The 23726-nt window shown below is 71.9% G+C and carries 20 protein-coding genes; 11 read left to right on the forward strand and 9 right to left on the reverse strand.

Going from position 1 to position 23726, the window contains the following annotated elements; translation table 11 throughout:
* Positions 1–4 precede the first annotated feature (4 nt).
* Positions 5–532, reverse strand: a complete 528-nt coding sequence (locus ACZ4EF_RS17775; protein WP_391042058.1) for an ArsR/SmtB family transcription factor — start codon at positions 530–532, stop codon at positions 5–7.
* A 57-nt stretch (positions 533–589) separates the two neighbouring features.
* Between ACZ4EF_RS17775 and ACZ4EF_RS17780 the strand changes: the two genes are divergently transcribed.
* Positions 590–1495, forward strand: coding sequence for a S41 family peptidase (locus tag ACZ4EF_RS17780; RefSeq protein ID WP_467505211.1), 906 nt, complete (start codon positions 590–592; stop codon positions 1493–1495).
* 145 nt (positions 1496–1640) lie between these two features.
* A complete protein-coding gene (locus tag ACZ4EF_RS17785; protein WP_467505213.1) occupies positions 1641–2117 on the forward strand; it encodes a TetR/AcrR family transcriptional regulator C-terminal domain-containing protein in 477 nt (158 codons plus the stop codon).
* Positions 2118–2256: 139 nt separating this feature from the next.
* Here ACZ4EF_RS17785 and ACZ4EF_RS17790 read toward each other — a convergent pair whose 3' ends face one another.
* Positions 2257–5469, reverse strand: coding sequence for a discoidin domain-containing protein (locus tag ACZ4EF_RS17790; protein WP_401851300.1), 3213 nt, complete (start codon positions 5467–5469; stop codon positions 2257–2259).
* Between the two features lie 709 nt (positions 5470–6178).
* Here ACZ4EF_RS17790 and ACZ4EF_RS17795 point away from each other — a divergent pair.
* Both ACZ4EF_RS17795 and ACZ4EF_RS17800 read left to right on the forward strand, forming a co-directional pair.
* Positions 6179–7258 carry a class I SAM-dependent methyltransferase gene (locus ACZ4EF_RS17795; protein ID WP_467505215.1) on the forward strand — a complete coding sequence of 360 codons (1080 nt, stop codon included), beginning with the start codon at positions 6179–6181 and terminating at the stop codon, positions 7256–7258.
* 197 nt (positions 7259–7455) lie between these two features.
* Positions 7456–8865, forward strand: coding sequence for a serine hydrolase domain-containing protein (locus tag ACZ4EF_RS17800; RefSeq protein WP_467505378.1), 1410 nt, complete (start codon positions 7456–7458; stop codon positions 8863–8865).
* Here ACZ4EF_RS17800 and ACZ4EF_RS17805 read toward each other — a convergent pair.
* Positions 8756–10459 carry an MFS transporter gene (locus tag ACZ4EF_RS17805; protein WP_467505217.1) on the reverse strand — a complete coding sequence of 568 codons (1704 nt, stop codon included), beginning with the start codon at positions 10457–10459 and terminating at the stop codon, positions 8756–8758. The genes ACZ4EF_RS17800 and ACZ4EF_RS17805 overlap by 110 nt on opposite strands.
* A gap of 188 nt (positions 10460–10647) precedes the next feature.
* Positions 10648–11109, reverse strand: coding sequence for a MarR family winged helix-turn-helix transcriptional regulator (locus ACZ4EF_RS17810; protein WP_355336767.1), 462 nt, complete (start codon positions 11107–11109; stop codon positions 10648–10650).
* 653 nt (positions 11110–11762) lie between these two features.
* Between ACZ4EF_RS17810 and ACZ4EF_RS17815 the strand changes: the two genes are divergently transcribed.
* A complete protein-coding gene (locus ACZ4EF_RS17815; protein ID WP_467505218.1) occupies positions 11763–12941 on the forward strand; it encodes a globin domain-containing protein in 1179 nt (392 codons plus the stop codon).
* A 30-nt stretch (positions 12942–12971) separates the two neighbouring features.
* On the opposite strand, the gene ACZ4EF_RS17820 is transcribed toward ACZ4EF_RS17815, so the two are convergent.
* The 3 genes from ACZ4EF_RS17820 to ACZ4EF_RS17830 all read right to left on the reverse strand — a co-directional run bounded on the left by ACZ4EF_RS17820 (position 12972) and on the right by ACZ4EF_RS17830 (position 15448).
* Positions 12972–13475 (reverse strand): NUDIX hydrolase, encoded by a 504-nt coding sequence (locus tag ACZ4EF_RS17820; protein ID WP_355336765.1) that lies wholly within the window; start codon positions 13473–13475, stop codon positions 12972–12974.
* A 261-nt stretch (positions 13476–13736) separates the two neighbouring features.
* Positions 13737–14843, reverse strand: coding sequence for a cystathionine gamma-lyase (locus ACZ4EF_RS17825; RefSeq protein ID WP_401306006.1), 1107 nt, complete (start codon positions 14841–14843; stop codon positions 13737–13739).
* A 227-nt stretch (positions 14844–15070) separates the two neighbouring features.
* Positions 15071–15448, reverse strand: coding sequence for a phage holin family protein (locus ACZ4EF_RS17830; RefSeq protein ID WP_355336636.1), 378 nt, complete (start codon positions 15446–15448; stop codon positions 15071–15073).
* Between the two features lie 80 nt (positions 15449–15528).
* On the opposite strand from ACZ4EF_RS17830, the gene ACZ4EF_RS17835 reads away from it, so the two are divergent.
* Positions 15529–15846 (forward strand): cupin domain-containing protein, encoded by a 318-nt coding sequence (locus ACZ4EF_RS17835; protein WP_355336635.1) that lies wholly within the window; start codon positions 15529–15531, stop codon positions 15844–15846.
* 121 nt (positions 15847–15967) lie between these two features.
* Positions 15968–16189 carry a DUF5326 family protein gene (locus ACZ4EF_RS17840; RefSeq protein ID WP_355336634.1) on the forward strand — a complete coding sequence of 74 codons (222 nt, stop codon included), beginning with the start codon at positions 15968–15970 and terminating at the stop codon, positions 16187–16189.
* On the opposite strand, the gene ACZ4EF_RS17845 is transcribed toward ACZ4EF_RS17840, so the two are convergent.
* Positions 16146–17531, reverse strand: coding sequence for a YibE/F family protein (locus ACZ4EF_RS17845; RefSeq protein WP_467505220.1), 1386 nt, complete (start codon positions 17529–17531; stop codon positions 16146–16148). The genes ACZ4EF_RS17840 and ACZ4EF_RS17845 overlap by 44 nt on opposite strands.
* 198 nt (positions 17532–17729) lie before the next feature.
* Between ACZ4EF_RS17845 and thiC the strand changes: the two genes are divergently transcribed.
* Complete coding sequence (gene thiC / locus ACZ4EF_RS17850; protein WP_467505222.1) at positions 17730–19613, forward strand: phosphomethylpyrimidine synthase ThiC; 1884 nt, start codon at positions 17730–17732, stop codon at positions 19611–19613.
* 58 nt (positions 19614–19671) lie between these two features.
* Here thiC and ACZ4EF_RS17855 read toward each other — a convergent pair whose 3' ends face one another.
* Positions 19672–20925 (reverse strand): helix-turn-helix domain-containing protein, encoded by a 1254-nt coding sequence (locus ACZ4EF_RS17855; protein ID WP_467505224.1) that lies wholly within the window; start codon positions 20923–20925, stop codon positions 19672–19674.
* 252 nt (positions 20926–21177) lie between these two features.
* Between ACZ4EF_RS17855 and ACZ4EF_RS17860 the strand changes: the two genes are divergently transcribed.
* From ACZ4EF_RS17860 to ACZ4EF_RS17870, 3 genes are all read left to right on the forward strand, one after another.
* A complete protein-coding gene (locus ACZ4EF_RS17860; protein WP_467505226.1) occupies positions 21178–21549 on the forward strand; it encodes an ATP-binding protein in 372 nt (123 codons plus the stop codon).
* Positions 21546–22046: a hypothetical protein gene (locus ACZ4EF_RS17865; RefSeq protein ID WP_467505228.1), complete on the forward strand. Its 501-nt coding sequence runs from the start codon at positions 21546–21548 to the stop codon at positions 22044–22046. The genes ACZ4EF_RS17860 and ACZ4EF_RS17865 overlap by 4 nt, the downstream gene beginning before the upstream one ends.
* Before the next feature lie 299 nt (positions 22047–22345).
* Positions 22346–23383: a helix-turn-helix transcriptional regulator gene (locus ACZ4EF_RS17870; protein WP_467505230.1), complete on the forward strand. Its 1038-nt coding sequence runs from the start codon at positions 22346–22348 to the stop codon at positions 23381–23383.
* Positions 23384–23726 lie beyond the last annotated feature (343 nt).

Consider the following 23726-nt stretch of genomic DNA (forward strand, 5'->3'; position numbering starts at 1 on the left):
TTGATTATGGGGTGGGCGGGGTGTGGTGGTAGAGGGCTACCAGGACGCCGTGGACGGGCTGGGATTCGGTGTTTTCGGGGGTCTCGTCGACGAGTTGGGTGAGGGTGTCGCCGAGGTGTTTCGCCTGGGCGGGGCTGAGGCGGAGGTGGCGGAGGGTCAGGTGGGGGGCGACGGGTGAGCGGTCCAGTTCGTGGGCGACGGCGGCGAACATCGCGGCGGTGCCTGCCGCTTGGGGTTCGGCGACGAGCATGCGGCGGGCCGTGCGCTGGTAGGAGTGCTCGGTGCCGCCGCGGACCTGGCGGGTCTCGGCGATGTGGACTAGCCCGGCCTCGCGGAGCACTTTGAGGTGGTGGGCCACGTTGCCCTTCTTCGCGTCGAGTTGGGCCGCGAGCCCGCTGACGGTGGCGGGCCGCTGGCCCAGGGCGAAGAGCAGCCGCTGGCGCAAGGGGTGGGAGAGCGCCGCGAACTGCTCGGGCGCGCTGATCTCCAGGACGTCCTCGGGAGGCGGCGGGTAGGTCGGCTGATCGGACATACCGAAAGTGTCTAAAGTCTTTGACGCTTTCGCAAGGACGGTGCTCTACTCCCTGCCATGACGATTCCGACGAACCTTCACCCGGCCCCTGTCATCGACGAGACGGCCCGGCTGCTCACCGAGCATTACGTCTTCCCCGAGACGGCCGAGCAGCTCGCCGCCCTGCTGCGACGGCGTCTCGCCGAGGGCGCGTACGGCGTCGACGACGCCGAGGAGCTGGCCCGGCTGGTCACCGCGGACCTCCAGTCCGTCAACGGCGACCGGCACTTGAGGCTGAAGCACCACGCCGACCCGGTCTCCCCGGAGCAGGGGGCGGCCGGCCTGGCCGCCATGCGCCGGGACTTCGACACCTCGCTGGGCGGTGTGCCCCGGCTGGAGCTGCTCGACGGCGGCGTCGCCGTACTGACGCTTGGGCCGATGCTGTTCCCGCTGGAGTGGGCCGCGGAGCCGCTGGGCGCCGCGCTCACCCTGGCCTCCCGCGCCCAGGCGCTGATCGTGGACCTTCGCGCCAACCGGGGCGGCGACCCGGACACGGTCGCCTTCGTGTGCAGCTACCTGCTGGACGAGCGCACCCACCTCAACACCATGTACTGGCGCGGCGATGAGCGCGGCGAGCAGTCCTGGAGCCTGCCCCACGTCCCCGGCGCCCGCTTCGGCGGCAGCGGCCCGGTGTACGTGCTGTCCAGCGAGAGCACCTTCTCCGCCGCCGAGGAGCTGGCCTACGACCTGCAACAGCTCGGCCGCGCCGTCGTCGTCGGCGAGCGCACCCGCGGCGGCGCGCACCCGTGCAACGGCTGGACCGTACACCCGCACCTGGAGGCCACCATCCCCGTGGGCCGCGCGGTCAACCCCGTCTCCGGCACGAATTGGGAGGGCACCGGTGTGCGGCCGGACGTCCCCTGCGCCGCCGCCGACGCCCTGGACCGCGCGCACGCGCTGGCCCTCGCGCGACTGGCGGGCTGAGCCCTGCCGGGCGGTCAGGCCGGTTGGAAGAACGCGAGCATTCTCCGGCCGGCGTCGGGCGACGTCAGGATGTCGTGGACGCGGGCCGACTCGCGGGCGGCGGCGCCGGTACGGGCGAACTAGCAAGGACGAACTGCTCGACCTGATGGTCGACGCGATCCACGCCGAGATCCGGCCGGTCGGGGACACCTGGCGGGAGGTTCTGCGCTCGCTCGCCGAGACCACCCGGCAGGCCGCCCACGACCACGAATGGCTCGCCGACCTGCTCGGCGGCCGGCCGCAGCTCGGCCCGCACGCGCTGGCCAGGGGCGAGGCCGTCGTCGCCGCACTGGACGGGGTCCACGTGGACGCCGTCATGCCCGTGGTCACCGCGGTCGACGCCTACGTGACCGGCGCCGTCCGCCGCGAGATCGCCGCCCGCCGCGCGGAGCGGACCACCGGCCTGGACGAGAAGCGCTGGCAGGCCGCACTGGGCCCCTACCTGGAACGCACCTTCGCCACCGGCCGCTTCCCCGCCCTGTCCACCGTGATCCACGACGCCGCCCACCTCGACGCCGACCACACCTTCCGCCTCGGCCTCGACTTCCTCCTCGACGGCATCGAGGCCCACATCTCGCGCTAGGGCTGGCGCGGGCGCCGCGTCTTGAGCGCGGTCTCGAAGCTGCGGACGCAGGCGTGGTCGCCCCCGACCGCGATGCTCACCGGGGAGGCCCCGGCCCCGGCGCCCCCGCGGGAGGGCACCGGAGCCGGAACCGAACCGGCTAGGTGGTCGTCCAGACGAACGTCACCGGTGCGGACGCCGCAGCCGAGGACGTACGGGCGGTGACCGTCACCGTGTACGTACCCCGCTCAGTGGCCGCGCCCGTGAACCGCCCCGCCGAGCTGAGCGAGATCCCCGGCGGGAGACCGGTCGCCGAGAAGGCCGTGCCGCTCGGGGCCTTCCGGTCCAGCGCCCAGTCCACCGCCGTGTGCAGCGGGCTGCTCATGCCGTGCGGATTGGGCACGGCGTACGAGGCGTCGCCGCCCCCCACCCGCGCCGCGGCGGCGTTCACCTGCGTCGGCACGCTGAGCGTGCCGCTCAGCGGGAGATTCCGCGACGAGTCCCCCACCAGAATCTGGTAGCTGCCCGCCGCCGTCGTCCACCCGTTGGTGCCGGTGTTCCAGTACGCCAGGTCGTGCGTGGACACCGTGAAGGTCAGCGTCTGCGACTGGCCCGGATTGAGCGTGACCCGCTGATAGCCGCGGAGCTGGTGGACCGGCTCGCCGGTGGAGGCCGGGTCGCCCACGTAGAGCTGCGCGACCTCGGTACCCGCCCGCGTCCCGGTGTTGGTCACCGTCGCGCGCACGGTGGCGTTCCCGCCGGACAGCGCGCCGACCTGGAGCCCGGAGAAGGAGAAGGTGGTGTACGACAGGCCGAAGCCGAACGGATACAGCGGCTCGATGTTCTGCGCGTCGTACCACTTGTAGCCGACCTTCAGCCCCTCGCTGTACTGCACCGTGCCGTTGGTCCCCGGCCACTGCGCCGGGGTGTGCGCGGGCACGTCCGCGAGCGACTTCGGGAAGGTGACGGGCAGCTTGCCCGACGGGTTGACGTCACCGAAGATCAGCGCCGCCATCGCCGTGCCGATCTGCTGGCCCGGATAGAAGCCCTCGAAGACGCCCGCGACCTGGTTCAGCCACGGCATGTTGATCGCCGAGCTGTTGTTGAGCACCACGATGGTGTGCGGATTGGCCGCCGCCACCTGGGCGATCATGTCGTTCTGGTTGGTCTGGGCGTTGCCGACCGGCGGCAGGTCGAGCGTGGTGGTGTCGTGCTCCTCGTTGCCGTAGTTGTCGCTGGCGAAGACGATCGCGACATCGGAGGACCGGGCCAGCGTGACCGCCGACGCGAGATTCGACGCGTCGTTGTACTGCACGGTGGTGCCGGTGCCCGCGACCCGGTTCTGGATGCCGGTGATCGGCCAGACCGTGCCGGAACTGGTCACCGTCGCGCTGCCGCCGCCGATGGACTGCACGCCCGCGCCGCCGTCCCAGCCGATCACCGCGATCGAGTGGGTGGTGGCGGTGGACAGCGGCAGGATGCCGTTGTTCTTGAGCAGTACGGTGCCCTCCTCCGCGCCCTGGAGCGCGGTCGCCACATGCGCCGGGGTGGTGACGACGGCGTCCCGCGAACCGCTGGGCGCCTTGTCGAAGAGACCGAAAGCGAAGAACTGCGTCAGCAGCCTGCTCACCATCGTGTCCAGCGTGGCCTGGCTGACGGTCCCGTTGGCGACCGCCTGCGCGAGGAAGTCCGCGTAGAAGTAGCCGTTCGGCATCTCCACCGTCAGACCGGCGTTGGCGGACTCGACCGTGGAGTGCGCGCCGCCCCAGTCGCTGGTGATGAAGCCGCCGAAGCCCGCCTGCTGGTAGAGCCCGACGTTCATCAGCGCCGGATTCTGGCAGGCCGGTACGGAGTTGACGACGCTGTACGCGCACATCGCCGCCGCCGGCGAGCCCTGCTGCACCGCCGCCTGGAACGCGGGCAGATACAGCTCCTGCATGGTCCGGTTGTCGACGACGACCGTCCCCGCCGGATTCTCGATGTTGTAGACGGCCACGTGCTTCATCTCGGCCATCACACCCTGGCTCTGGATGCCCCGGATGTCGGCCGCCGCCAGCCGCCCGTTGAGGTACGGGTCCTCGCTGAACGTCTCGAAGGCCCGGCCCCAGCGCGGGTCGCGCACGATGTTCAGCGTCGGGCCGAGCGCCACCTGCACACCCTTGCCCGCGAACTCCGCGCCGATCGCCGCGCCGTACTGCTGCTCCAGCGCGTCGTCCCATGTCGCCGCGGACGCGTTCGCCGACGGCATCTGCGTGACGCCGCCGAGGCCGTCACCGACACCGTGCGGCCCGTCCTGGAGGCCGATGTTCGGGATGCACAGCGACGGTACGCCGGTGATGTTGCCGATGTACGGCGTCGCGTTGTTGTTGCCGTGCAGGATCGAGACCTTCTGCGCGGTGGTCATCTGCGCCATGACCTGCTGGACGCGGGTGGCCACCGGAGCCGTGGAACCGACCCACGGGCAGTTGCCGTTGCCCCCGCTCGGCGGCGGGGAGGTCGTACTGCCACCGGGCGTCAGGATCGTGAACTCCCACAGCGAGTAGCCGTACTGCGTCGCCCGCTGCGTGCCGTACATCCGCACATAGCGGCCGGTCGCGTTGAACGACAGATTCTCGGTGCCACCAGCCCCGGTCGTCGTGGAATACGCGTTGTTCCACGTGGAACCATCGGTCGAGACCTGGATCTGATACGCCTTCGCGTACGCCGTCTCCCACGTCAACTGCGCGCCGCACAGCGTCTGCGACGAGCCGAGGTCGACCTGGACCCACTGCGGGTCGGAGGCCGCGCTGGACCAGCGGGTGCCCGCGTTGCCGTCGAAGGCGGCGGAGGCGGGGGTCCCGGCGTTCTCGGTCGAGGACGCGGTGGCGGGCCTGCCGAGCGCGGCGGTCGTGGTGCCGCAGGTCGCCGGGGGCGTACCGCCGCCGGAACCGCCGTAGACCTGGAACTCCCAGAGCGAGTAACCCCATTGGGTGGCGCGCTGGGTGCCGTACATCCGCACGTAACGGCCGGTGCCGGTGACGCTGAGCGTCTGGATGCCGCCGGTGCCGGTGGTGGTGGAGTAGACGTCGGTCCAGGCGGTCGCGTTGTCCGAGACCTGGATCTTGAAGGCTTTGCCGTACGCCGTCTCCCAGTTGAGGACGACCTGTGTGATCGGCTGCGACGAGCCCAGGTCGACCTGGAGCCACTGCGGATCGGACGCGGCGCTGGACCAGCGGGTACCGGTGTCACCGTCCACGGCGGCGCTCGCGGCGAACGCGTCCTGGACGGATGACGCGGTCGCCGGCTTGCCCTGCGAGAGCAGGGTCGGCGTCGCCGCGTGCGAGGAGGTGGGCGCCAGGGACAGATACGCCGAGGCGATCAGCACCAGCGCCATCAGCAGGACGCCCTGCGGTGACCGTGCGAGAGGGAACCGGAAACGTTTACGGTGCGCGGAGAGCCCTCGTGGGGTGACCCTCATGTGTGCTCCTACGTGTCTACGTGTCGGATGACGGCTCGCGGAAGCCCGCGAGCACGGGCGCGAGAGGGTGAGAAACCGACAACGAGGGCACGTACCGCCGTCCTTGCGGAGATCCGCGCGCGGCGAGCGCGCGGCCACGCACGTGACAGGCACGTGACAAGCACGCGGCTGGCGTGCGGCGAGGTGCGCCGCGTACGCGCGAGCCTCCGGTTGGGGGGTGGACGTCGGTGGTGCCCTGCTGCGGTGTGCGGCACCGACCCCGGTCTCGCGGCCACGATCGGCGTTCGTGCGCGGTGCGGCTGTGCGGAGGTGCGGTCGTGCGCGTGCGGTTGGTACGGCGGTGCGGTCGTGCGCGTGCGGTTGGTACGGCGGTGCGGTCGTACGCGTGCGGCTGTGCGGCGGCCCGAGGGCGCTGTCCCGCCGCCTCGCCGGACGGCTGTGAGAGCGCTCTCTGGCCGACGTGATGTCTACGCCTGGCGAAAACCGCTGTCAAGGTTCCGCGCAGCCGTGACCGGACGGCGCCGCTTTCTTCAAGCGGGCCCAACGCGGGCCGGGGGCAAGGGGGTTGTGAAGTACCGCCGTGGCGGGCACGGCCGGGCGCGGCGGCGAGTGGGATCGTAAGGGGATGGACGACAACGACGACGTCGGTGGTGGCGTGAGCGGAGACGGCCGGGACGGCGACGGGAGCGGGGCGGCCGGCGGCGACGAGGGCGGGACCGGCGGCGTCGGCCGGTTCAAGGTCGAGCTGGAGGGCGTACCGGAAACGCTGCTGTGGAATCTGTACAACCGGGCCGCCGAGGCCCGGCGGCCGGGGGCGCGGCTGCTGGACGACCCGCTCGCGGTGGAGCTGGTCGACCGTATCGACTACCCCTTCGAGCGGTTCGGCGGCTCGGGCATGGCGCAGTGGCACGCGCTGCGGGTGCGGTGCCTGGACGACGAGGTACGGCGGTTCGTCGCCGAACACCCCGACGGCACGGTGGTGGCGCTCGGCGAGGGCCTCGAAACGCAGTTCTGGCGGGTGGACAACGGCCGGGTGCGCTGGCTGACGGTGGATCTGCCGGAGACGGTCGAGGTCCGAGACGTTCTGCTTCCGGACGATCCGCCACGGCGCCGTTCGCTGGCCCGGTCGGCGCTGGACCTGGGCTGGATGGACGAGGTCGACGACTCCGAGGGCGTACTGGTCACCGCCCAGGGCCTGTTGATGTATCTGCCGCCGTCCGACGTGAAACGCCTGATCGCCGCCTGCGCGGAACGTTTCCCCGGCGGCTGGATGCTCTTCGACGCCCTCCCCCGGGGGATGGTCGCCCGCAGCCAGGCCCAGGCCGACGACCGGGCCCGGGCGGACGCCCAGGCGCGGGCCGAGGCGCGCAGGGACGCGGACGCGGGCGGGACGGGGCCGGAGGCGGGGACGGACGTGGGTACGGAGGCGGGGACGGACGTGGGTACGGAGGCGGGCGGGAGCGCGGCGCGCCCCGGCTATCGCGCGCCGCGCTGGCTGTGGGGCATGGACGGCAAGGAGTACCGCAAGGTCGCGACCGCCTCGCCGCGCATCGCCGAGGTCCGCAGCCTGCGCCTGCCGCGCGGTCGCGGCCCGTACGCCATCGCGCCCGTCTCGCATCTGATCCCGCTGCTGCGCGGGATGCGGATGTCAATTGTGTCGCTCCGCTTCGGCACCGCCGATTACCGTAACGGCGACCGTCCGTAGGGGAGTCCAGGTCGGCCGGGCGCACGGATCCGGCCACCAGGGCCGCCCCGGACCCCCGTACCGAGACAAGAGGCGCGCGCCGAGTGACGACCGATTCCCAGCACCCACCGCAGTCCCCCGACCGGCCCCGGCCCGCGGCCCCCGCCCCGTACGCGCTGCCGACGCCCGGCCCCGCGCCCGCCGCGCCGGACGGCGAACTGTTGCCCGCCACCCGCCGCGCCCTGCTGCGCCGGATCGCGGTCGGCCAGGCCGAGGGCCGTACGCCGTCGATCGTCGGCGCGGTCGTACGGGACGGGCGGATGGTCTGGTTCGGCTCGCGCAGCATGATCGACGGGCACGCGCCGGACGCCGACACGCAGTACCGGATCGGCTCGATCACGAAGACGTTCACGGCGGTGCTGGTGATGCGGCTGCGCGACGAGGGGCTGCTGGAGCTGACCGATCCGCTGGCGCGGCACCTGCCGGACCTGCCGGACGACGCGGAGGACGTGGCCGGTCTGACGATCGGCCAACTCGTCACCCACACCTCCGGCCTGGCCTCCGAGACGCCGGGCCCCTGGTGGGAGCGCACCCCCGGCGACCTGCGGCCGGAACTGGCCGACGTCCTCGGCCCGGCCCCCGTCAAACACCCGGCCGGACGGCGCTACCACTACTCCAACCCCGGATTCGCGCTGCTCGGCGCCCTGGTGGAGGCCAAACGCGGCGTGCCGTGGGCCGAGGCCCTGAAGGCCGAAGTGCTCGACCCGCTGGGCATGCCGCGTACGACGGCGCTGCCGCAGGCCCCGGCCGCGGGGGGCTTCGCCGTCCACCCGTGGGCGGACGTGATGCGGCCCGAGGTCGTACAGGACACCGGACTGATGGCGCCCGCGGGCCAACTGTGGTCGACGGCCCAGGACCTGGCGCGCTGGGCGGGCTTCCTCGCGGCCGGGCACCCGGACGTGCTGGCCGCGGCGACACTGGCCGAGATGCGCGCGCCCGCCGCGCCGCCGCCGGACGCGGCCGACCCCGACTCGGGGTACGGCCTCGGGCTCCAGCTCACCCGGCACGGGGACCGCCCGCTCGCCGGCCATACGGGCTCGATGCCGGGCTTCCTGGCCACCGTGTGGGTGAGCGTCGCGGACGGCGTGGGCGCGCTCGCGATGGCCAACTCCACCTCGGGGCCCGCGATCGGCACCATCGCCGCCGACCTGCTGGCGATCACCGCCGACGCCGAGCCCGGCCTGCCCGCGCCCTGGCGGCCCGCCGACGCGCTCGACCCGGCGCTGCTCGACCTGGCGGGCCCCTGGTACTGGGGCACGTCCGGCTACAGCCTGCGCGTCCACGCCTCCGGCGACCTCGCGCTCGCGCCGCTGACCGGCCAGGGCCGCGGCGCGCGCTTCCGCGCGGAATCCGACGGCACCTGGACCGGCCTGGAGGGGTACTACGCGGGCGAGACGCTGCGGCCGGTGCGGCGCGCCGACGGCTCGGTCGGCCATCTCGACCTGGGGTCCTTCGTGTTCACACGCGTGCCGTACGACCCTTCGGCGCCGCTGCCGGGCGGCCCTGGCCCTGGCCCTGGTCCCGGTCCTGGCTCCGGTTCCGGGCAGGGGAACTGGCCGGTGCGCTGAGGCCGTTGGCCTCGGGAGTGCGGTCGGCGCCGTCCTGAGCGCTGTCCTGAGCGCCGTTCCGCGTGCTGTCCTGCGTGCTGTCCTTCGAGCCGTCCGAGGACGGGGGCCTGAGCAGGACGGCGGCGACCGCGGAGCCGAGGGCCAGCAGTCCGGCGGCGACCACGAAGGCCAGGTGGTAGCCACTGGTCAGGGCGGCCGGTACGGAGTGGCCCGCGGCGAGCTTCCGGTCGGTGCGGGCGGCGGCCAGGGCGGCGAGTACGGAGAGGCCGAGCGCGCCGCCGATCTGCTGGGCGGTGTTGAAGACGCCGGACAGCAGCCCGGAGTCTGCGGGGGTCGCCTCCGACATGCCCAGCGTCATCAGGGAGGGCATGGCCAGGCCGAAGCCGACGCCGAAGACCAGGATCGCCGGGAGGATGTCGGCGGGGTACGAGGCGTGCGCGGAGGGGGCCCTCGCCAGGATGAGGAAGCCGCCCGCGAAGAGCAGCAGGCTGGGCAGCAGGACGGCGCGCTGGCCGAAGCGGGCGCCGAGCCGGGCGGACAGCAGCAGGGACATCACGCCGATCATCGCGCCGGTCGGCGCCAGCGCGAGCCCGATCCGCACCGGGCCGTAGCCGAGCACCTGCTGGAGGTAGAGGCTGGTCATGAACTGGAAGCCGAAGCCGCCCGCGACCATCAGCGCCAGCACCACGTTCGCGCCCGAGACGATCCGGGAGCGGAAGATCCGCAACGGCATCAACGGCTCGGCCGCCTTGGTCTGACGGATCAGGAACCCGGCCAGCAACAGGGCGGACAGCGCCGCGAGTCCTGCGGTGGCGGGGGACGTCCAGCCCCGGCCGGTGGTCCCGACGATGGTGTAGACGCCCAGCATCAGCGCGGCGGTGACCAGGACGGCACCCGGCGCGTCGACCCCGGGACGCGCGCTCCCGGCGCGGGGCTCAAGGGGTTCACCATTGGGCTCGTGGGGCTCACCATTGGGCTCTCGGGACTCGCGGGGCTCGCGTACGGCGGCCGGGCGGTCGTCGGGCAGCAGGCGCAGGCTGAGCAGGGCGGCGGCCGAGCCGATGGGGAGGTTGACGAAGAAGATCCAGTGCCAGTTGATGGCCTGGGTGAGGATGCCGCCCACGAGCAGGCCGAGGACGCCGCCCGCGGACTGCACGAAGCTGTAGACGCCCATGGCGCGGGCCCGGCCGCGGGCGTCGGGGTAGAGCGCGATGACCATGCCGAGGCTGACGGCCGAGACCATCGCACCGGCCGCGCCCTGGACGAAGCGGGCCGCGATCAGCAGCCCCGCGGAGTCCGCGAACCCGCACAGCAGCGAGGCGACGGTGAACGCCGCCAGGCCGGTGACCAGGATTCTGCGGCGGCCGAACAGGTCGCCGAGGCGCCCGGCGAGCAGCAGCAGCCCGGCGAAGGCGATGAGGTACGCGTTGACCACCCAGGCGAGGCTCGACTGCGAAAAGCCCAGGTCACGGCGGATGGACGGCAGCGCCACATTCACGATCGTGCCGTCGAGGATGATCATCAGGGTGCCCGCGCTGAGCACCGCGAGAGCCGCGCCGCGCGACGATCCGGCGGCATGGGGACGGAGTGGCATGAGGTCGCCTCCTGGCGAAAGGGATACCAGGAGCGACCGTAGCAGATGGTTTTGTTGAAGACTATCTCTTACGGGCTTACCTTGCGGGTGCGTGCCCGGCGGTGGAGCGGACCGGCGCGGTGCGGTGCGGTGCGCTGCGGTGCGGTGCGCTGCGGTGCGGGGTCGGGGGCGGACCGCGGCGGAGCGGGCTACTTGCGGGACTGGCGCGGGCGGCGCACTCCCTGGCCGCCGTCCGGTGCGCCCGCGGGGGTCGCGAGATGGCCGTTGACCAGCCGGTTCAGCGCGGAGACAAAGGCGGTGCGCTCGCTCTCCGGCAGCGCGCCGAGCACGTCCTCGTGCACGTGGTCGACGATCTCCTGGCCCTCGGCCACGACCTTCTCGCCCGCCGGGGTCACCTTGATGATCCGCGCGCGCCGGTCGGTCGCCGACGGCACCCGCTCGGCCAGCCCCGCCCGCTCCAACTGGTCGACGGTGACGACCATCGTGGTCTTGTCCAGGTCGGACAGCTCGGCGAGCTGCGCCTGGGTCCGCTCGGCCTCCAGCGCGTGCGCCAGCACGCAGTGGGCGCGCGGCGACATGCCGATCTCCGCGAGCGCCGCCGACATCTGGGTGGCCAGTACGTGGGCGGTGTGCTGGAGCAGGTACGACATGTCGGCGGTCCGCGCCGACAGGGGGACGTGCGCTGCGGTGGTCACGGCCTCTGCTGTCTCTGCGGTCATGCGTCGAGACTAGCAAAATAGGTCCGCTACGGGACGATCCCGTAGTGGACCTATCGGGGGCGGCGGGACGGGACCCCGTGGAGACCTGGAGACCTGGAGACCTGGAGACCTGGAGACACGGACTCCGGGGACGGCGCGGCGGATAGTACGCGAAACCGTTTCTCCAGTGGTGACGCTTCGCGCTATTCGTCCGGTGCCCTCACGCAGCGTGGCACGCTCACACGGCACCGCAGGCGAGCTGAGCGAAGGATCGACCACCGGGAGTTCGGGGCCACGTGATCATGGATGCCAAGACCACCGACCCGGCCTCACCGGCGTCTCCGCAGCCCAGGGGGCGGCGCCGCAAGATCGCCCAGCCCCGGCAGGAGCCCGCCGCACCCATGACGCGGCCCGCCGCCGCGCAGCGGCAGGAGCCGGGACCAGCGCCGGAACCCGAGCCGGAGCCGCGCGCTTCGGCGCCGACCGAGCCGTCCGCGTACACGCCGGCGTCGATACCGGCGTCGGCGTTCACGGCCGCACCCGCACCGGCACCGGCACCGGCACCGGCACCAACACCCGCGTTCGTACCGCCTCCCGTACCGCGGATGCCCGGACCCGAGACGCCCGCCTCCCCGATGGCCTCCCCGGCCGGGTCCCCGTCGCCCGACGCGCTCCTCATCCGCCGCACCATGGAGGAGATCGGGCCGGTCGCGGACCGGACGGTCTCGTACTTCTACGCGCTGCTCTTCATCCACCACCCCGAGCTGCGCGACCTGTTCCCCGCCGCGATGGACGCGCAGCGCGACCGGCTGGTCAAGGCGCTGCTGACGGCGGCCGAGCACATCGACGACCCGGCGGCGCTCGGCGACTACCTGTCGCACCTGGGCCGGGGGCACCGCAAGTACGGCACCCGCGCCGAGCACTACCCGGCGGTCGGCGAGGCGCTGCTCGGCGCGCTCGCCCGGTACGCGTCGGCGGTGTGGGGCCCGGAGACCGAGGCCGCGTGGGTCCGCGCGTACGCCGCGATCTCGCAGACGATGATCGACGCGGCGGCCGAGGACGAACGGCACGCGCCGCCTTGGTGGCAGGCCGAGATCGTCAGCCACGAGCTGCGGACCCCCGACGTCGCGGTGGTCACCGTACGGCCCGACCAGCCGTACGCCTTCCTCGCCGGGCAGTACACGATGGTGGAGACCCCGTGGTGGCCGCGGATCTGGCGGAACTACTCCTTCGCCGCCGCGCCCCGCGACGACGGCCTGCTGACCTTCCACATCCGCGCGGTCCCGGCGGGCTGGGTCAGCAACGCGCTGGTCGGCAGGGCCCGCCCCGGTGACGTCGTACGGCTCGGGCCGCCCTCCGGTTCGATGGTGGCCGACCACGCCTCGGACGACGGCATGCTCTGCCTCGGCGGCGGCACCGGCATAGCGCCGATCAAGGCGCTGGTGGAGGACGTCGCCCGGCACGGGCGGCGGCGCCCGGTCGAGGTCTTCTACGGCGCCCGCCGCACCAGCGACCTCTACGACCTCGACACGATGCTGCGCATGCAGCGCGAGCACTCCTGGCTGTCGGTCCGCACCGTCGTCGCCGACACCCCCAGTGACGCGCTGTCCGGGCCGCTGCCGGACGCCGTACGCGCGCACGGGCCGTGGGAGGCGTACGACGCGTATCTGTCGGGGCCGCCCGGGATGATCCGCAGCAGTGTGGACACGCTGGTGCGGATCGGGATGCCGTCGCACCGGATACGGCACGACCTCGTGCAGGAACTGGTCGCGGCGGGGGACTGACGCGACCGGCCGCCGGTCCCCTCACGGGTGTCAGCCGAGGTCGGGGCCGAGCAGGCCCAGCACCCCTTCGATGTTCGCGTCCAGGTAGTGCCGCAGGGTCAGCGGCACGATGTCGACCGAGGCCAGGCCCATGCGGCTGAAGGGCACGCGCACGATCTCGTACTCCCCGCAGGGCTCGTCGATCTCCGGGCCGTGCCGCTGGTCGAGGTCCATCGACTCCAGGCGGCAGGCGAAGAAGTACTGCACCTTCACCCCGTGCGAGCCGTCGTCCGCGATGTGCTCGACGGTGTCGACGAAGGCGGGCACCACATCGGTGACCTTGGCGCCCAGCTCCTCGTCGACCTCGCGGTGCATGGCCGCGACCACGCTCGCGTCGTCGTCCTCGACCCCGCCGCCCGGCGTGAGCCAGTACGGGGCGAGGCCGGGCTTGGTGCGCTTGATCAGTACGAGCCGGTCGCCGTCGAGAACGATGGCGCGGGCCGTGCGCTTCACCACCGGCCGGGTGGTGGGGCCGTCATGCGTGTCCGGGGGCATGGTGGACATCTGCCGCAGTGCGCGCGGCGGCAAACTTGCCGCACCGCACAATTCCCGGCGCCGCCCCGGCGAATCGGAGCGCACCCCTCCGCCGCCGTGCCACCGCCGTGCCGCCGTGCGCCCGCGCGCCCTCACCCGTACGAAGACGCGCCTGAGCGCGCGGACGACCACGCGCTCACCCGTACGAAGACGCGCTTCGGCCCCCGGCACCCACGCCGTCACCCGTACGAAGACGCGCCTCGCCCCCCGGCGACCACGCGCTCACCCTGACGAAGACGCCGCTTCGTCCAGCGCGCGCAGCACATCGGCCACGATGTCCTCGGGGTCCTCGACGCCCACCGAGAAGCGCACGAAGCCGGGCGGCACGGCGTCGCCGCCCCACCGTCCGCGGCGCTCCGCGGTGCTCTGGACGCTGCCGAAGCTGGTGGCCTCTGAGGTGAGGCGCAGTGCGGCCAGGAAGCGTTCGGCGTGGGCGCGGTCGGGGAGGGTGAAGGAGACGACGCCGCCGAAGCGCCGCATCTGGGTGGCGGCCACGGCGTGCGCGGGGTCGGACGGCAGGCCCGGGTGACGTACGTCCGTCACCTCGGCGCGGTTCAGCAGCTCACTCGCGAGGGTGAGCGCGTTCGCGGACTGCCGGTCCACGCGCAGGGCGAGCGTCGCCAGCGAACGGTGGGCGAGCCACGCCTCCATCGGTCCCGGAATGGCGCCGACCGTCTTGCGCCACTGCCTCACGCTCGCGTTCAGCCCGGCGTCGCGCGTGGTGACGTAGCCCATCAGCAGGTCACCGTGCCCGTTGAGCGCCTTCGTGCCGCTGGCCACGGAGAAGTCCGCGCCCAGGGCGAGCGGGCGCTGCCCGAGCGGCCCCGCGAGGGTGTTGTCGACGGCGACCAGCGCGCCCGCCGCGTGCGCGGCGTCCGACAGCCGGCGGATGTCGCACACGTCCAGGCCCGGATTCGACGGCGTCTCCAGCCACAGCAGCCGCGCGCCCTCCAGCGCCGCGAGCTGCCCGTCGCCGACGGTCGGCGCGAGCCGTACCGTCACGCCGTACGACTCCAGGCGCTCCCGCAGCGAGCGCGTCGCCTGGTAGCTGTCGGACGGCAGCACCACGGTGTCGCCCGCCCGCACCTGGGAGAACAGCACGGCGGCGACCGCGCCCATGCCGGAGGCGAAGGCGAGCGTCGCGGCGGCCGGGTCGCCGGGGCACTCCAGCTCCGAGACGGCCGCCTCCAGCCGCTCCCAGGTCGGATTCTCGTCCCGGCCGTACGTGTACGGGCCGCTGGCCTCGCCCGGCAGGTGGTAGTGCGAGACGAAGACCGGGCCGGGGAGCGAGGGTTCGTACGCGGTCGCCGGGGGCCGTCCCGCGTGCACGCTGCGGGTGCTGTCGCCAGCGGCCTCCGGCCGGGCGGCCTGATGCCGTTCGGCCGCCCGCTGTGCCGCTTCGTGTCCCGCGGCCCCCTGGTCGGTCCCCCGCCCGGTCTCCTGGTTGGTCCCCAGCTCGATCTCCCGCCCGGTCTCCTGGTCGGTCCCCAGCTCGGTCTCCCGCCCGGCCCCTTGTGCCGCCCCCTGCTCGGTCCCCTTCTCAGGGTGGTGACTGGTCACTCGTCGTCCGGAAGGACGACGGCCAGCGCCCAGGAGACGATGCTGATGATCAGACCGCCGAGCACCGCGGTCCAGAAGCCGTGGACGTGGAAGTCGAGGCTGAGTTTGTCGGCCAGCCAGGAGGTCAGGAGCAGCATCAGGGCGTTCACCACCAGGGTGATCAGCCCGAGGGTGAGGATGAACAGCGGGAAGGACAGAACCTTCACGACCGGCTTCACGAGCCAGTTGACGACGCCGAAGACCAGGGCGACGAGGATGAGGGTGAGGACCTTGTGCCAGGTGCTGTCCCCGGTGAGCGTGATGTCCTTGAGCAGCCAGACGGCGACCGCGAGGGCACCGGCGTTCGCCAAGGTCTTGACGATGAAATTCTTCATGGTGTGATCGTCGCAGACCTGATCACGCAAGCAAGAGACCGGACAAGTACCGGACGGAGTCCGGACAAGGGGAGTACGCGATGAAGGTGTTCCGGCTGGACGACCTGGACGCGGAGCGGGCCGCCAACGAGGGGGCGTATCTCCGTTTCCTGCGCGAACGCACCATGTCGGCCGGGCTCTACGCGCTCAAGGCCGGGGAGAACGACCCCCAGCAGCCGCACGCCCAGGACGAGATCTACCTGGTGGTCAGCGGCCGGGCGGCGATCACCGTGGGGGAGGAGACGACCACCGTGGGTCGCGGCAGCGTCGTCTACGTACCGGCCGGGACCCCGCACCGCTTCCACCACATCACCGAGGACCTCAGGGTCATGGTGGTCTTCTCACCCCCGGAGCCCTAAGGGTGCGTTCAGGGTCGTATCCGGCCTCCTGGCCCTCCGCCGCAGGCATCGGTGGCCCTACAGTCGAAGTATCGGCGGAACACCGCCAGGACCCGAGAAGGAGAAGGAGACCGAGGACATCATGGAGAAGCTGCTGAAGGGCCTGCCGTGGTGGGTGAAGTGGGTGGCCATCCCGGTCATCGCGCTGATCGTCTTCGGCTCGCTGATCGCCAGCCTGGTGAGCATCGTCTTCGGACTGCTCTTCAAGGTGATCGTGTTCGTGGTCCTGGTCGGGGCGCTGGTGCTGGTCGTCAAGCGGGTCACCGGCGGCGGTGGCTCCTCCGGGTCGGGGCGGGACTGGTAGGTCCGGCGGGGCCGGTCGCGCCCTTGCCGCCGTTGTCGTCACCGTTCTTGCCGCCGCTCCTCTCGTGCCGGTCGGCGCTGACCACCAGTGCCGCCAGGGCCGTGGTCAGCGGCACCGAGGCGACCAGGCCGATGCTGCCCACCAGGGTGCGGACGATCTCCTCCGCCACCAGTTCGCTGCTGGCCACCCGCAGGACGCCGCTGCGCGCGATCGAGAAGAGCAGCAGCAGCGGCAGCGCGGCGCCCGCGTACGCCATCACCAAGGTGTTGACCACCGAGGCGATGTGGTCGCGGCCGATCCGCATACCGGCGCCGTAGAGTTTGCGCCAATTCGCGCCGGGATCGGCGTCCTTCAGCTCCCACACCGCCGAGGTCTGGGTGACGGTGACGTCGTCGAGCACGCCGAGCGAGCCGATGATGACGCCCGCGAGCAGGACGCCCTTGATCTCGATGCCGGGAAAGAGGCTGTGGATCACGCCCGTCTCGTCCGAGGTGTTGCCGGTCAGCCGCGCCCAGTCGATGAAGACCGAGCCCAGGACGCCGATCAGCAGCAGTGAGCAGAGCGTGCCGAGGACGGCCACCGAGGTGCGGGCGTTGACGCCGTGGCACATGTACAGCGCGATGAGCATGATGGCGCTGCCGCCGACCACCGCCACCAGCAGCGGATTGTCGCCGCGGAGGATGGCCGGAAGGATGAAGAGGGTCAAGATCCCGAACGAGACGATCAGTGCGATCAGGGCCATCAGACCGCGCAGCCGTCCGACGACGATCACCGCGACCGCGAAGATCCCGGCGAGCAGCGCGAGCGGGAAGCCGCGGTCCACGTCGGTGACCGAATAGCGCAGCCCGGCGGGGGCGTTGGGCGCGTACGCGAGGACCACGCCCTCGCCCTTGGTGTAGCGGCGGGACTGGTCGGGGTGCACGATCTCGGTGAAGGTCGTCCCCTTGTCGGGCCCCGACTCGACCTCGATGGTGGCCTTCTGGCAGGTGTCGCTCGCGGCCGACGACGACTGGCCCGGGTTCTCCGCCTTGCAGGACACGTCGACCAGTTGCACCACCTTGCCCTGCCGGGTCTGCTGGTCGAAGCCGACGCCGCTGCGGGCGTGTTGGGGCGCGCCGCCGGGCCACAGCACGATCAGGCCGACGACGACGGCGGCGGCGAAGGGGACCAGGATCGCGGCGATGACCTTGCGCAGGTGCTGGGAGACCGGCGGCACGGGGCCGTGGCCGTGGCCATGACTGTGGCTGTGTCCGTGACTGTGCCCGTGGCTCGCGCCGGGGCCGGGGCCAGGGCCGTGGCCGGGTCCGGGGCCGGGACTTGGGCTCTGCGGGGGCTCTTCCACGGGCTGATCATCGCAAGATCCCTGGTGCCTGTCCTCGCCGAACCGCTACCGTGGGGGCACCTTTGCAAACGCGGGAGCTCGGAGCACCGGGCTGAGAGGGCGCTGAACCTGTTGCCGGCACGGCATGACCGCCGGGACGAACGCTGCGCCGACCGCTGAACCTGTTACCGGGTAATGCCGGCGTAGGGAGTGGGTCTCATGACCATGCAGGACGCGCACACGCCTGGATCCGACGGGGACGAATCCGCCCGTACGGAGTCGGCCGCCTCGAACCGTACGGAAGCGGTCGGCTCGAACCATACGGAGTCGGTCGGCTCGAACCGGACCGAAGTGGACGGTCCCGTACGGGACATCGGCTGGCACAAGTCGTACGTCGTCGGATCGCGGCCGGACCTGCGGGTGCCGGTCCGGCAGGTGCACCTCACCAATGGGGCCGACGTGACGCTGTACGACACGTCGGGCCCGTACACCGATCCGTCCGTGGAGACGGACGTCCGGCGCGGGCTCGCCCCGCTCCGGGAGCACTGGATCATCGCGCGCGGCGACACCGAGGAGTACCCGGGACGGCCGGTCCGCCCCGAGGACGACGGCCTCAAGCACACCTCGCCGCGCGGCGGGCTCCGCAATCTCGACGCGGTCTTCCCCGGCCGCCCCCGGCTCCCCCGCCGGGGCCGTACCGGGACGCCGGTCACCCAACTCGCCTACGCCAGGCGGGGCGAGATCACGCCGGAGATGGAGTACGTCGCGCTGCGCGAGAACGTCCCGTCCGAGATCGTTCGGGACGAGATCGCCGCGGGGAGGGCCGTACTGCCCGCCAACATCAACCACCCGGAGATCGAGCCGATGATCATCGGCAAGCGGTTCCTGGTGAAGGTCAACGCCAACATCGGCAATTCGGCGGTCACTTCCTCCATCGAGGAGGAGGTCGACAAGATGACCTGGGCCACCCGCTGGGGCGCCGACACGGTCATGGACCTGTCCACCGGCCGCAATATCCACACCACCCGCGAGTGGGTGCTGCGCAACTCCCCCGTCCCCATCGGCACCGTCCCGCTCTACCAGGCGCTGGAGAAGGTCGACGGCCGAGCGGAGGAGCTGAGTTGGGACGTCTACCGCGACACCGTCATCGAACAGGCCGAGCAGGGCGTCGACTACATGACGGTGCACGCGGGCGTGCTGCTCCGCTACGTCCCGCTGACCGCCCGCCGCAAGACCGGCATCGTCTCGCGCGGCGGCTCGATCATGGCCGCGTGGTGCCTGGCGCACCACCAGGAGAGCTTCCTCTACACGCACTTCGAGGAGCTGTGCGAGATCCTGGCCGCGTACGACGTCACGTACTCGCTCGGCGACGGCCTGCGCCCCGGCTCCATCGCGGACGCCAACGACGAGGCGCAGTTCGCCGAACTGCGCACCCTCGGCGAGCTGAACACCATCGCCAAGCGGCACCAGGTGCAGACGATGATCGAGGGCCCCGGGCACGTGCCCATGCACAAGATCAAGGAGAACATCGACCTCCAGCAGGAGATCTGCGAAGAGGCCCCGTTCTACACGCTCGGCCCGCTCACCACCGACATCGCCCCCGCCTACGACCACATCACCTCCGGCATCGGCGCCGCGATGATCGCCTGGTGGGGCACCGCGATGCTCTGCTACGTCACCCCCAAGGAACACCTCGGGCTGCCTGACCGCGACGACGTCAAGACCGGTGTGATCACCTACAAGATCGCCGCCCACGCCGCCGACCTCGCCAAGGGGCACGAGGGCGCCCAGGCGTGGGACGACGCCCTCTCCGACGCGCGCTTCGAATTCCGCTGGGAAGACCAGTTCAACCTCGCCCTCGACCCCGCCACCGCCCGCGCCTTCCACGACGAGACGCTCCCCGCCGAGCCCGCCAAGACCGCCCACTTCTGCTCCATGTGCGGCCCGAAATTCTGCTCGATGAAGATCTCCCACGACATCCGCCGCGACCACGGCGGCCCCGTCGCCCCCGCCTCCGCCTCCGAGGCCGAGTTGGGCATGGCCCAGAAGTCCCGCGAATTCGCCGCCGCCGGCAACCGCGTCTACCTGCCGCTGGCGGACTGACACCCGAGGGCCCCGGCACCCCGGTGCCGGGGCCCTCACCGGGTGGATGTGGTGTTGATCAGTCGTTGTCTTTGAGAACGGTCGCCAGCTGACGGCCCTCCTTCGCTCCTCGCCGCATGAGGACGGCGGCGGTGGTGTGGAGTTCGTTCCATGAGTGCGGGCGGCCGATGTCGGAGGCGTCCGGGACGCTCGCCAGGGCCACAGTGGCGGCGCGCGCTGATTCGCCCGATGCGGCGAGGGCGTGGGCGAGGCACGTGCGATACCAGGTCTTGTCGCGCCGATACTCGTCCGGTAGGGCGTCGAGTCCGGCTGTCAGGTGGTCAACGGCCGATTGCCAGTCGTGCAGGTGCATGGCCGCCATGCCGCGTTGCAGGGTGAACCAGGTCTCGCCGTAGAAGTACATCCAGACCGGCTCGTCCTCCGGGTGGGCGGAGGCTCGGGTGATGATGTCCTGGGCTTCGTCCAGCAGGCGGTGGGCGTCGTCGGCTTCGCCGTTGAGGGCGTGCCCGCGCGCCGCCATCTGCGTGGCCATCCCCTGTACGCCGAGCGAGGTGCCAGGAGCCGACCAGCGCGAGGCTTCGGCGAGTTTGACGCATCGCGTGCCACGGCCCCTCGACCAGGCCATGTGGGCCTTCATGTTGAGGGTCGTGGCCGCCATGTTGGCGTCCCCGGCCTCCAACGCCCATTCGTGGGAGCGGTCGTACCAGGCCAGCGCCGTGGCCGCGTCGTCCTGGTCCTGCGCCATCCACGCGAGGAACTGGGCGTGTTCGGCAGCGAGCCGTACGACACGGTCGGCCAGCGGGCCACGGGCGCCTGCGTACAAGTCGACGACTGTGCGCAGTTGGTGACGCATAACATCGACGAGCGGGCGTGATCCGATCTCGTCCTCGGCCCTGCGGTGTTCGGCCAGCAGTCGGTCGAGCCAGTCGAGGGTGGGCGCGTCCACCCGGCGCGAGGTCTCGACAACACTGGTGACCCGTACCAACAGGTCCTCGTCCGGTGCGATCCCGGGCAGGGCCAGGCCCGATACGGGCGCGTCGGGCGAATGCCGGTGTGTCGTAGGGGAGTTGAGGGAAGCGGGGATACCCAAGCCGTCCACGATGCGCTGGCGTACTTCGGCCGAGGTCACGCGGCGATTTCCGCGCTCGATGTCGGAGACATCGGGTTGGACGAGTCCGACGCGTTCGCCGAGCTTGGTCTGGCTCAGGCCGGTGAGCTTTCGGTACGTACGGAAGACGGCGCCCCAGTCCTCACCGGTGACCGCCGCCGCTAATTGCGGGTGGGACCACAAGATCCCGGGAGTATCCCCCATACCTCAAATATAGGACGACCCCATAGGGACGTGGGATGGGTTCAGCAGGCTCTCGCCGCAAGGGTTTTGAGGGTGAGATCCGCGCGACCGGGTGAACGATCCGGTGGTGTGGCCGACCTGACGAGAGCGGGCTGACATGCGCGAGTTCATCCACCGCCATTGCGGACGTACGGGGGCTGTGCGGTGAGGACGGGAGTGCTGGAGGGGCGCCCTTCGGTCGCGGTGCATCGGTGGCGCCGCGACCCCCGCAACGTGGCCAAGGCGCGGCATGCGCTGCTGGGTCACATGGGCGAGTGGGGCATGACCGGACTGGCGGACACCGCCGTACTTGTCCTGTCGGAGTTGTTCACCAATGCCGTGCGGCACGCGCGGGGGCCGCAGGACCGGCTGGTCGAGACCCGGTACGAGCGGCTGACGGACGGCGCGCTGCGGATCGAGGTGCACGACGCCAACAGCGTCCGGCCCGAAGCCCGGGAGCCGTCCGTGGACGCCGAATCCGGGCGCGGCCTGGCCCTGGTCGACGTACTGACCGCCGGACGCTGGGGAGTGAGTGAACGCTTAGGCGTCGGGAAACTCGTCTGGGCCGTGTGCGCCGACGACACCGCTGACGAGGTGCCCCGGTGAGCCTGCGGGAAGCACTGCGGCTACGGGCACGGGAACCGTCGTACGAGGCGGGCCACCCGTGCGAGGACTGCGGCAACGCCCTCGTGCTGTGCGTTCAGTGCGGTGAGGACGTGCGCTGTCCGAACTGCGTTCCGTACGAACGGCCCTCGGCACGGGACGAGGCCCTGCGCGCCACGGTTCGGCTGGTGCGGGACCGTCCCGAGGCGGGACTGCTGGCCGGGGCGCTGGCCTGTTCGCCGCCCGCCATGCTCGGCTGGGTCGGTATGACGTTCGTCGCACCCGGCCTGCTGCGCACCGGGGGCGCTCTGGCAGGGGCCGTCGCGTGCGGTGCCTTTCTCGCCATGGGCGCGACGGCGGGCAGGTTGCCGCTTGCCGGGGAGGCTCCCACCTGCCGGATCAACCGCACGACAGCGCCGTACGACCGCTGGTCGTGGACCGGAGCCGGGGCGGTGGCGGTCCAGATCGTCCTGGTGTCCCTCGGCGTCGCGGCCGCCTGAGCCCGCCCCCGATGCCTGACCGCCGCTTCGGGCACCGGCCACGCACTAGCCTGAAGCCGAAGGCCCCGGCGCGATATGTCGGGGCCCTCGGCTTGTGTACGGCCGCTTCCGCGTGCGTACGGGAGGCCGGCGGAGGCGGCTCCGGCCTTGCGGCGCAGCTTGCGGCGGGCTGGCTGGCGCTGCTCGGCGAACAGCACGAGGGGCACCTCGGTGAAGACCTGGTGGACGGGCTGTTGGGGGAAAAGGGGGGTGGGGGAGAATCGGGCGGGTCGGGTGGTGGGTGGGGAAGAGGGCAGGGGATGGGGCAGGCGAGGGGTGAGGGGCGGGATATCGAGTCCGCCGTCGTGATCTATACGGCGGTGGCGAACGGCGGTGGGGCTCCGTACGCGGGGCTGGCGGGGCTGGTGGGGCTGGACGAGGGGCGGCTGGAGTCGGGGCTGCGGACCTTGAAGGGCATGGGGCTGGTCCGGCTGGTGGAGGGGCGGGTCGAGACCGTCGACCCGGACGCCGCGCTGGCGGTGGCGATGGACACGTATCTGGGCACGGCCGCGGCGCAGTTGCGGAACGCGGCGGAGCTCAGCGAGACGACGCAGGCGCTGCTGACGGTGTTCCGGCCTGCGGCGGCGCGGCTCCAGGAGCAGGTGGTCGTCCAGAACTTCGAGGACCTGGAGACCCGGCTGAGCGCGCTGGCCGACATCGACGCCACCGCGCGGGAGTCCGTGGACTCGCTGCACCCGGGCCCGATGCCGCAGGACATGGCGGTGCTGGAGCACTCCCTGGCCGGGGACGCGGCGATGGTACGGCGCGGGGTGCGGGTCCGCGCCCTGTACCCGCGCTCGCTGCTCCAGATCCCGAAGTACAGCAAGTATCTGAACGACCTGACCGACGTGGGCGTCGGCGTCCGGCTGATCGACCACGGCCCGCACGACCTGCTGGTGGTGGACCGGCACACCGTCGTCCTGCCGGGCGTCCCGCACGTACGGTCGTCGATGACGCTGGTGCGCGGCGCGGTGCTGGCCCGCTCGTACGTCTCGGTCTACGAGGACTACTGGCTACGGGCGAAGCCGATGCCGCACATCGCGCGCGGCGGTCAAGCCACCCCCGCCCCCGACAGCGACGACGACCCCGGCGCCGCCACGGACTTCACCGACCAGGAGCGGACCATCATCCGGCTGATGGCCAACGGCTACAGTGACGACCGCATCGCCAGGACGCTGGGCGTCGCCCGGCGCACCGTGCAGCGCGTGATGACCAAGCTGATGGAACGGCTCCAGGTCTCCAGCCGCTTCGAGGTCGGCCTGAAGCTGGCCCGGCTGCTCGACCCGGACGACCTCTGACCGGCCGCACCGTCCTCCCGCGGGCCGCACCGTACGGCCGTGCGCCGCCACCGTCCATCCACCGCATCCGGGACGCCCACCGCACCCGGGACACCCACCGCACCCGGGACACCCACCGCACCCGCGTGACCACCGCATCCGCGTGACCACCCCGCGTGACCACCCCACCGTACTGGTGAACCACCCCACCACCCCACCACCGAAGTGTGTCGCACTTGGGACAGTGCCCGATGTGGACAAGGCGATTCCGGCGGCTCGCGAGCATCCCCGCTTAGCATGAGCGGGGGCGCGAAATCGCAGGCCGCGGACGCCGGGTGACCCCTCACCCCCAAGGACGCGGCAG

It is taken from the genome of Streptomyces sp. NPDC025721, assembly GCF_055558595.1.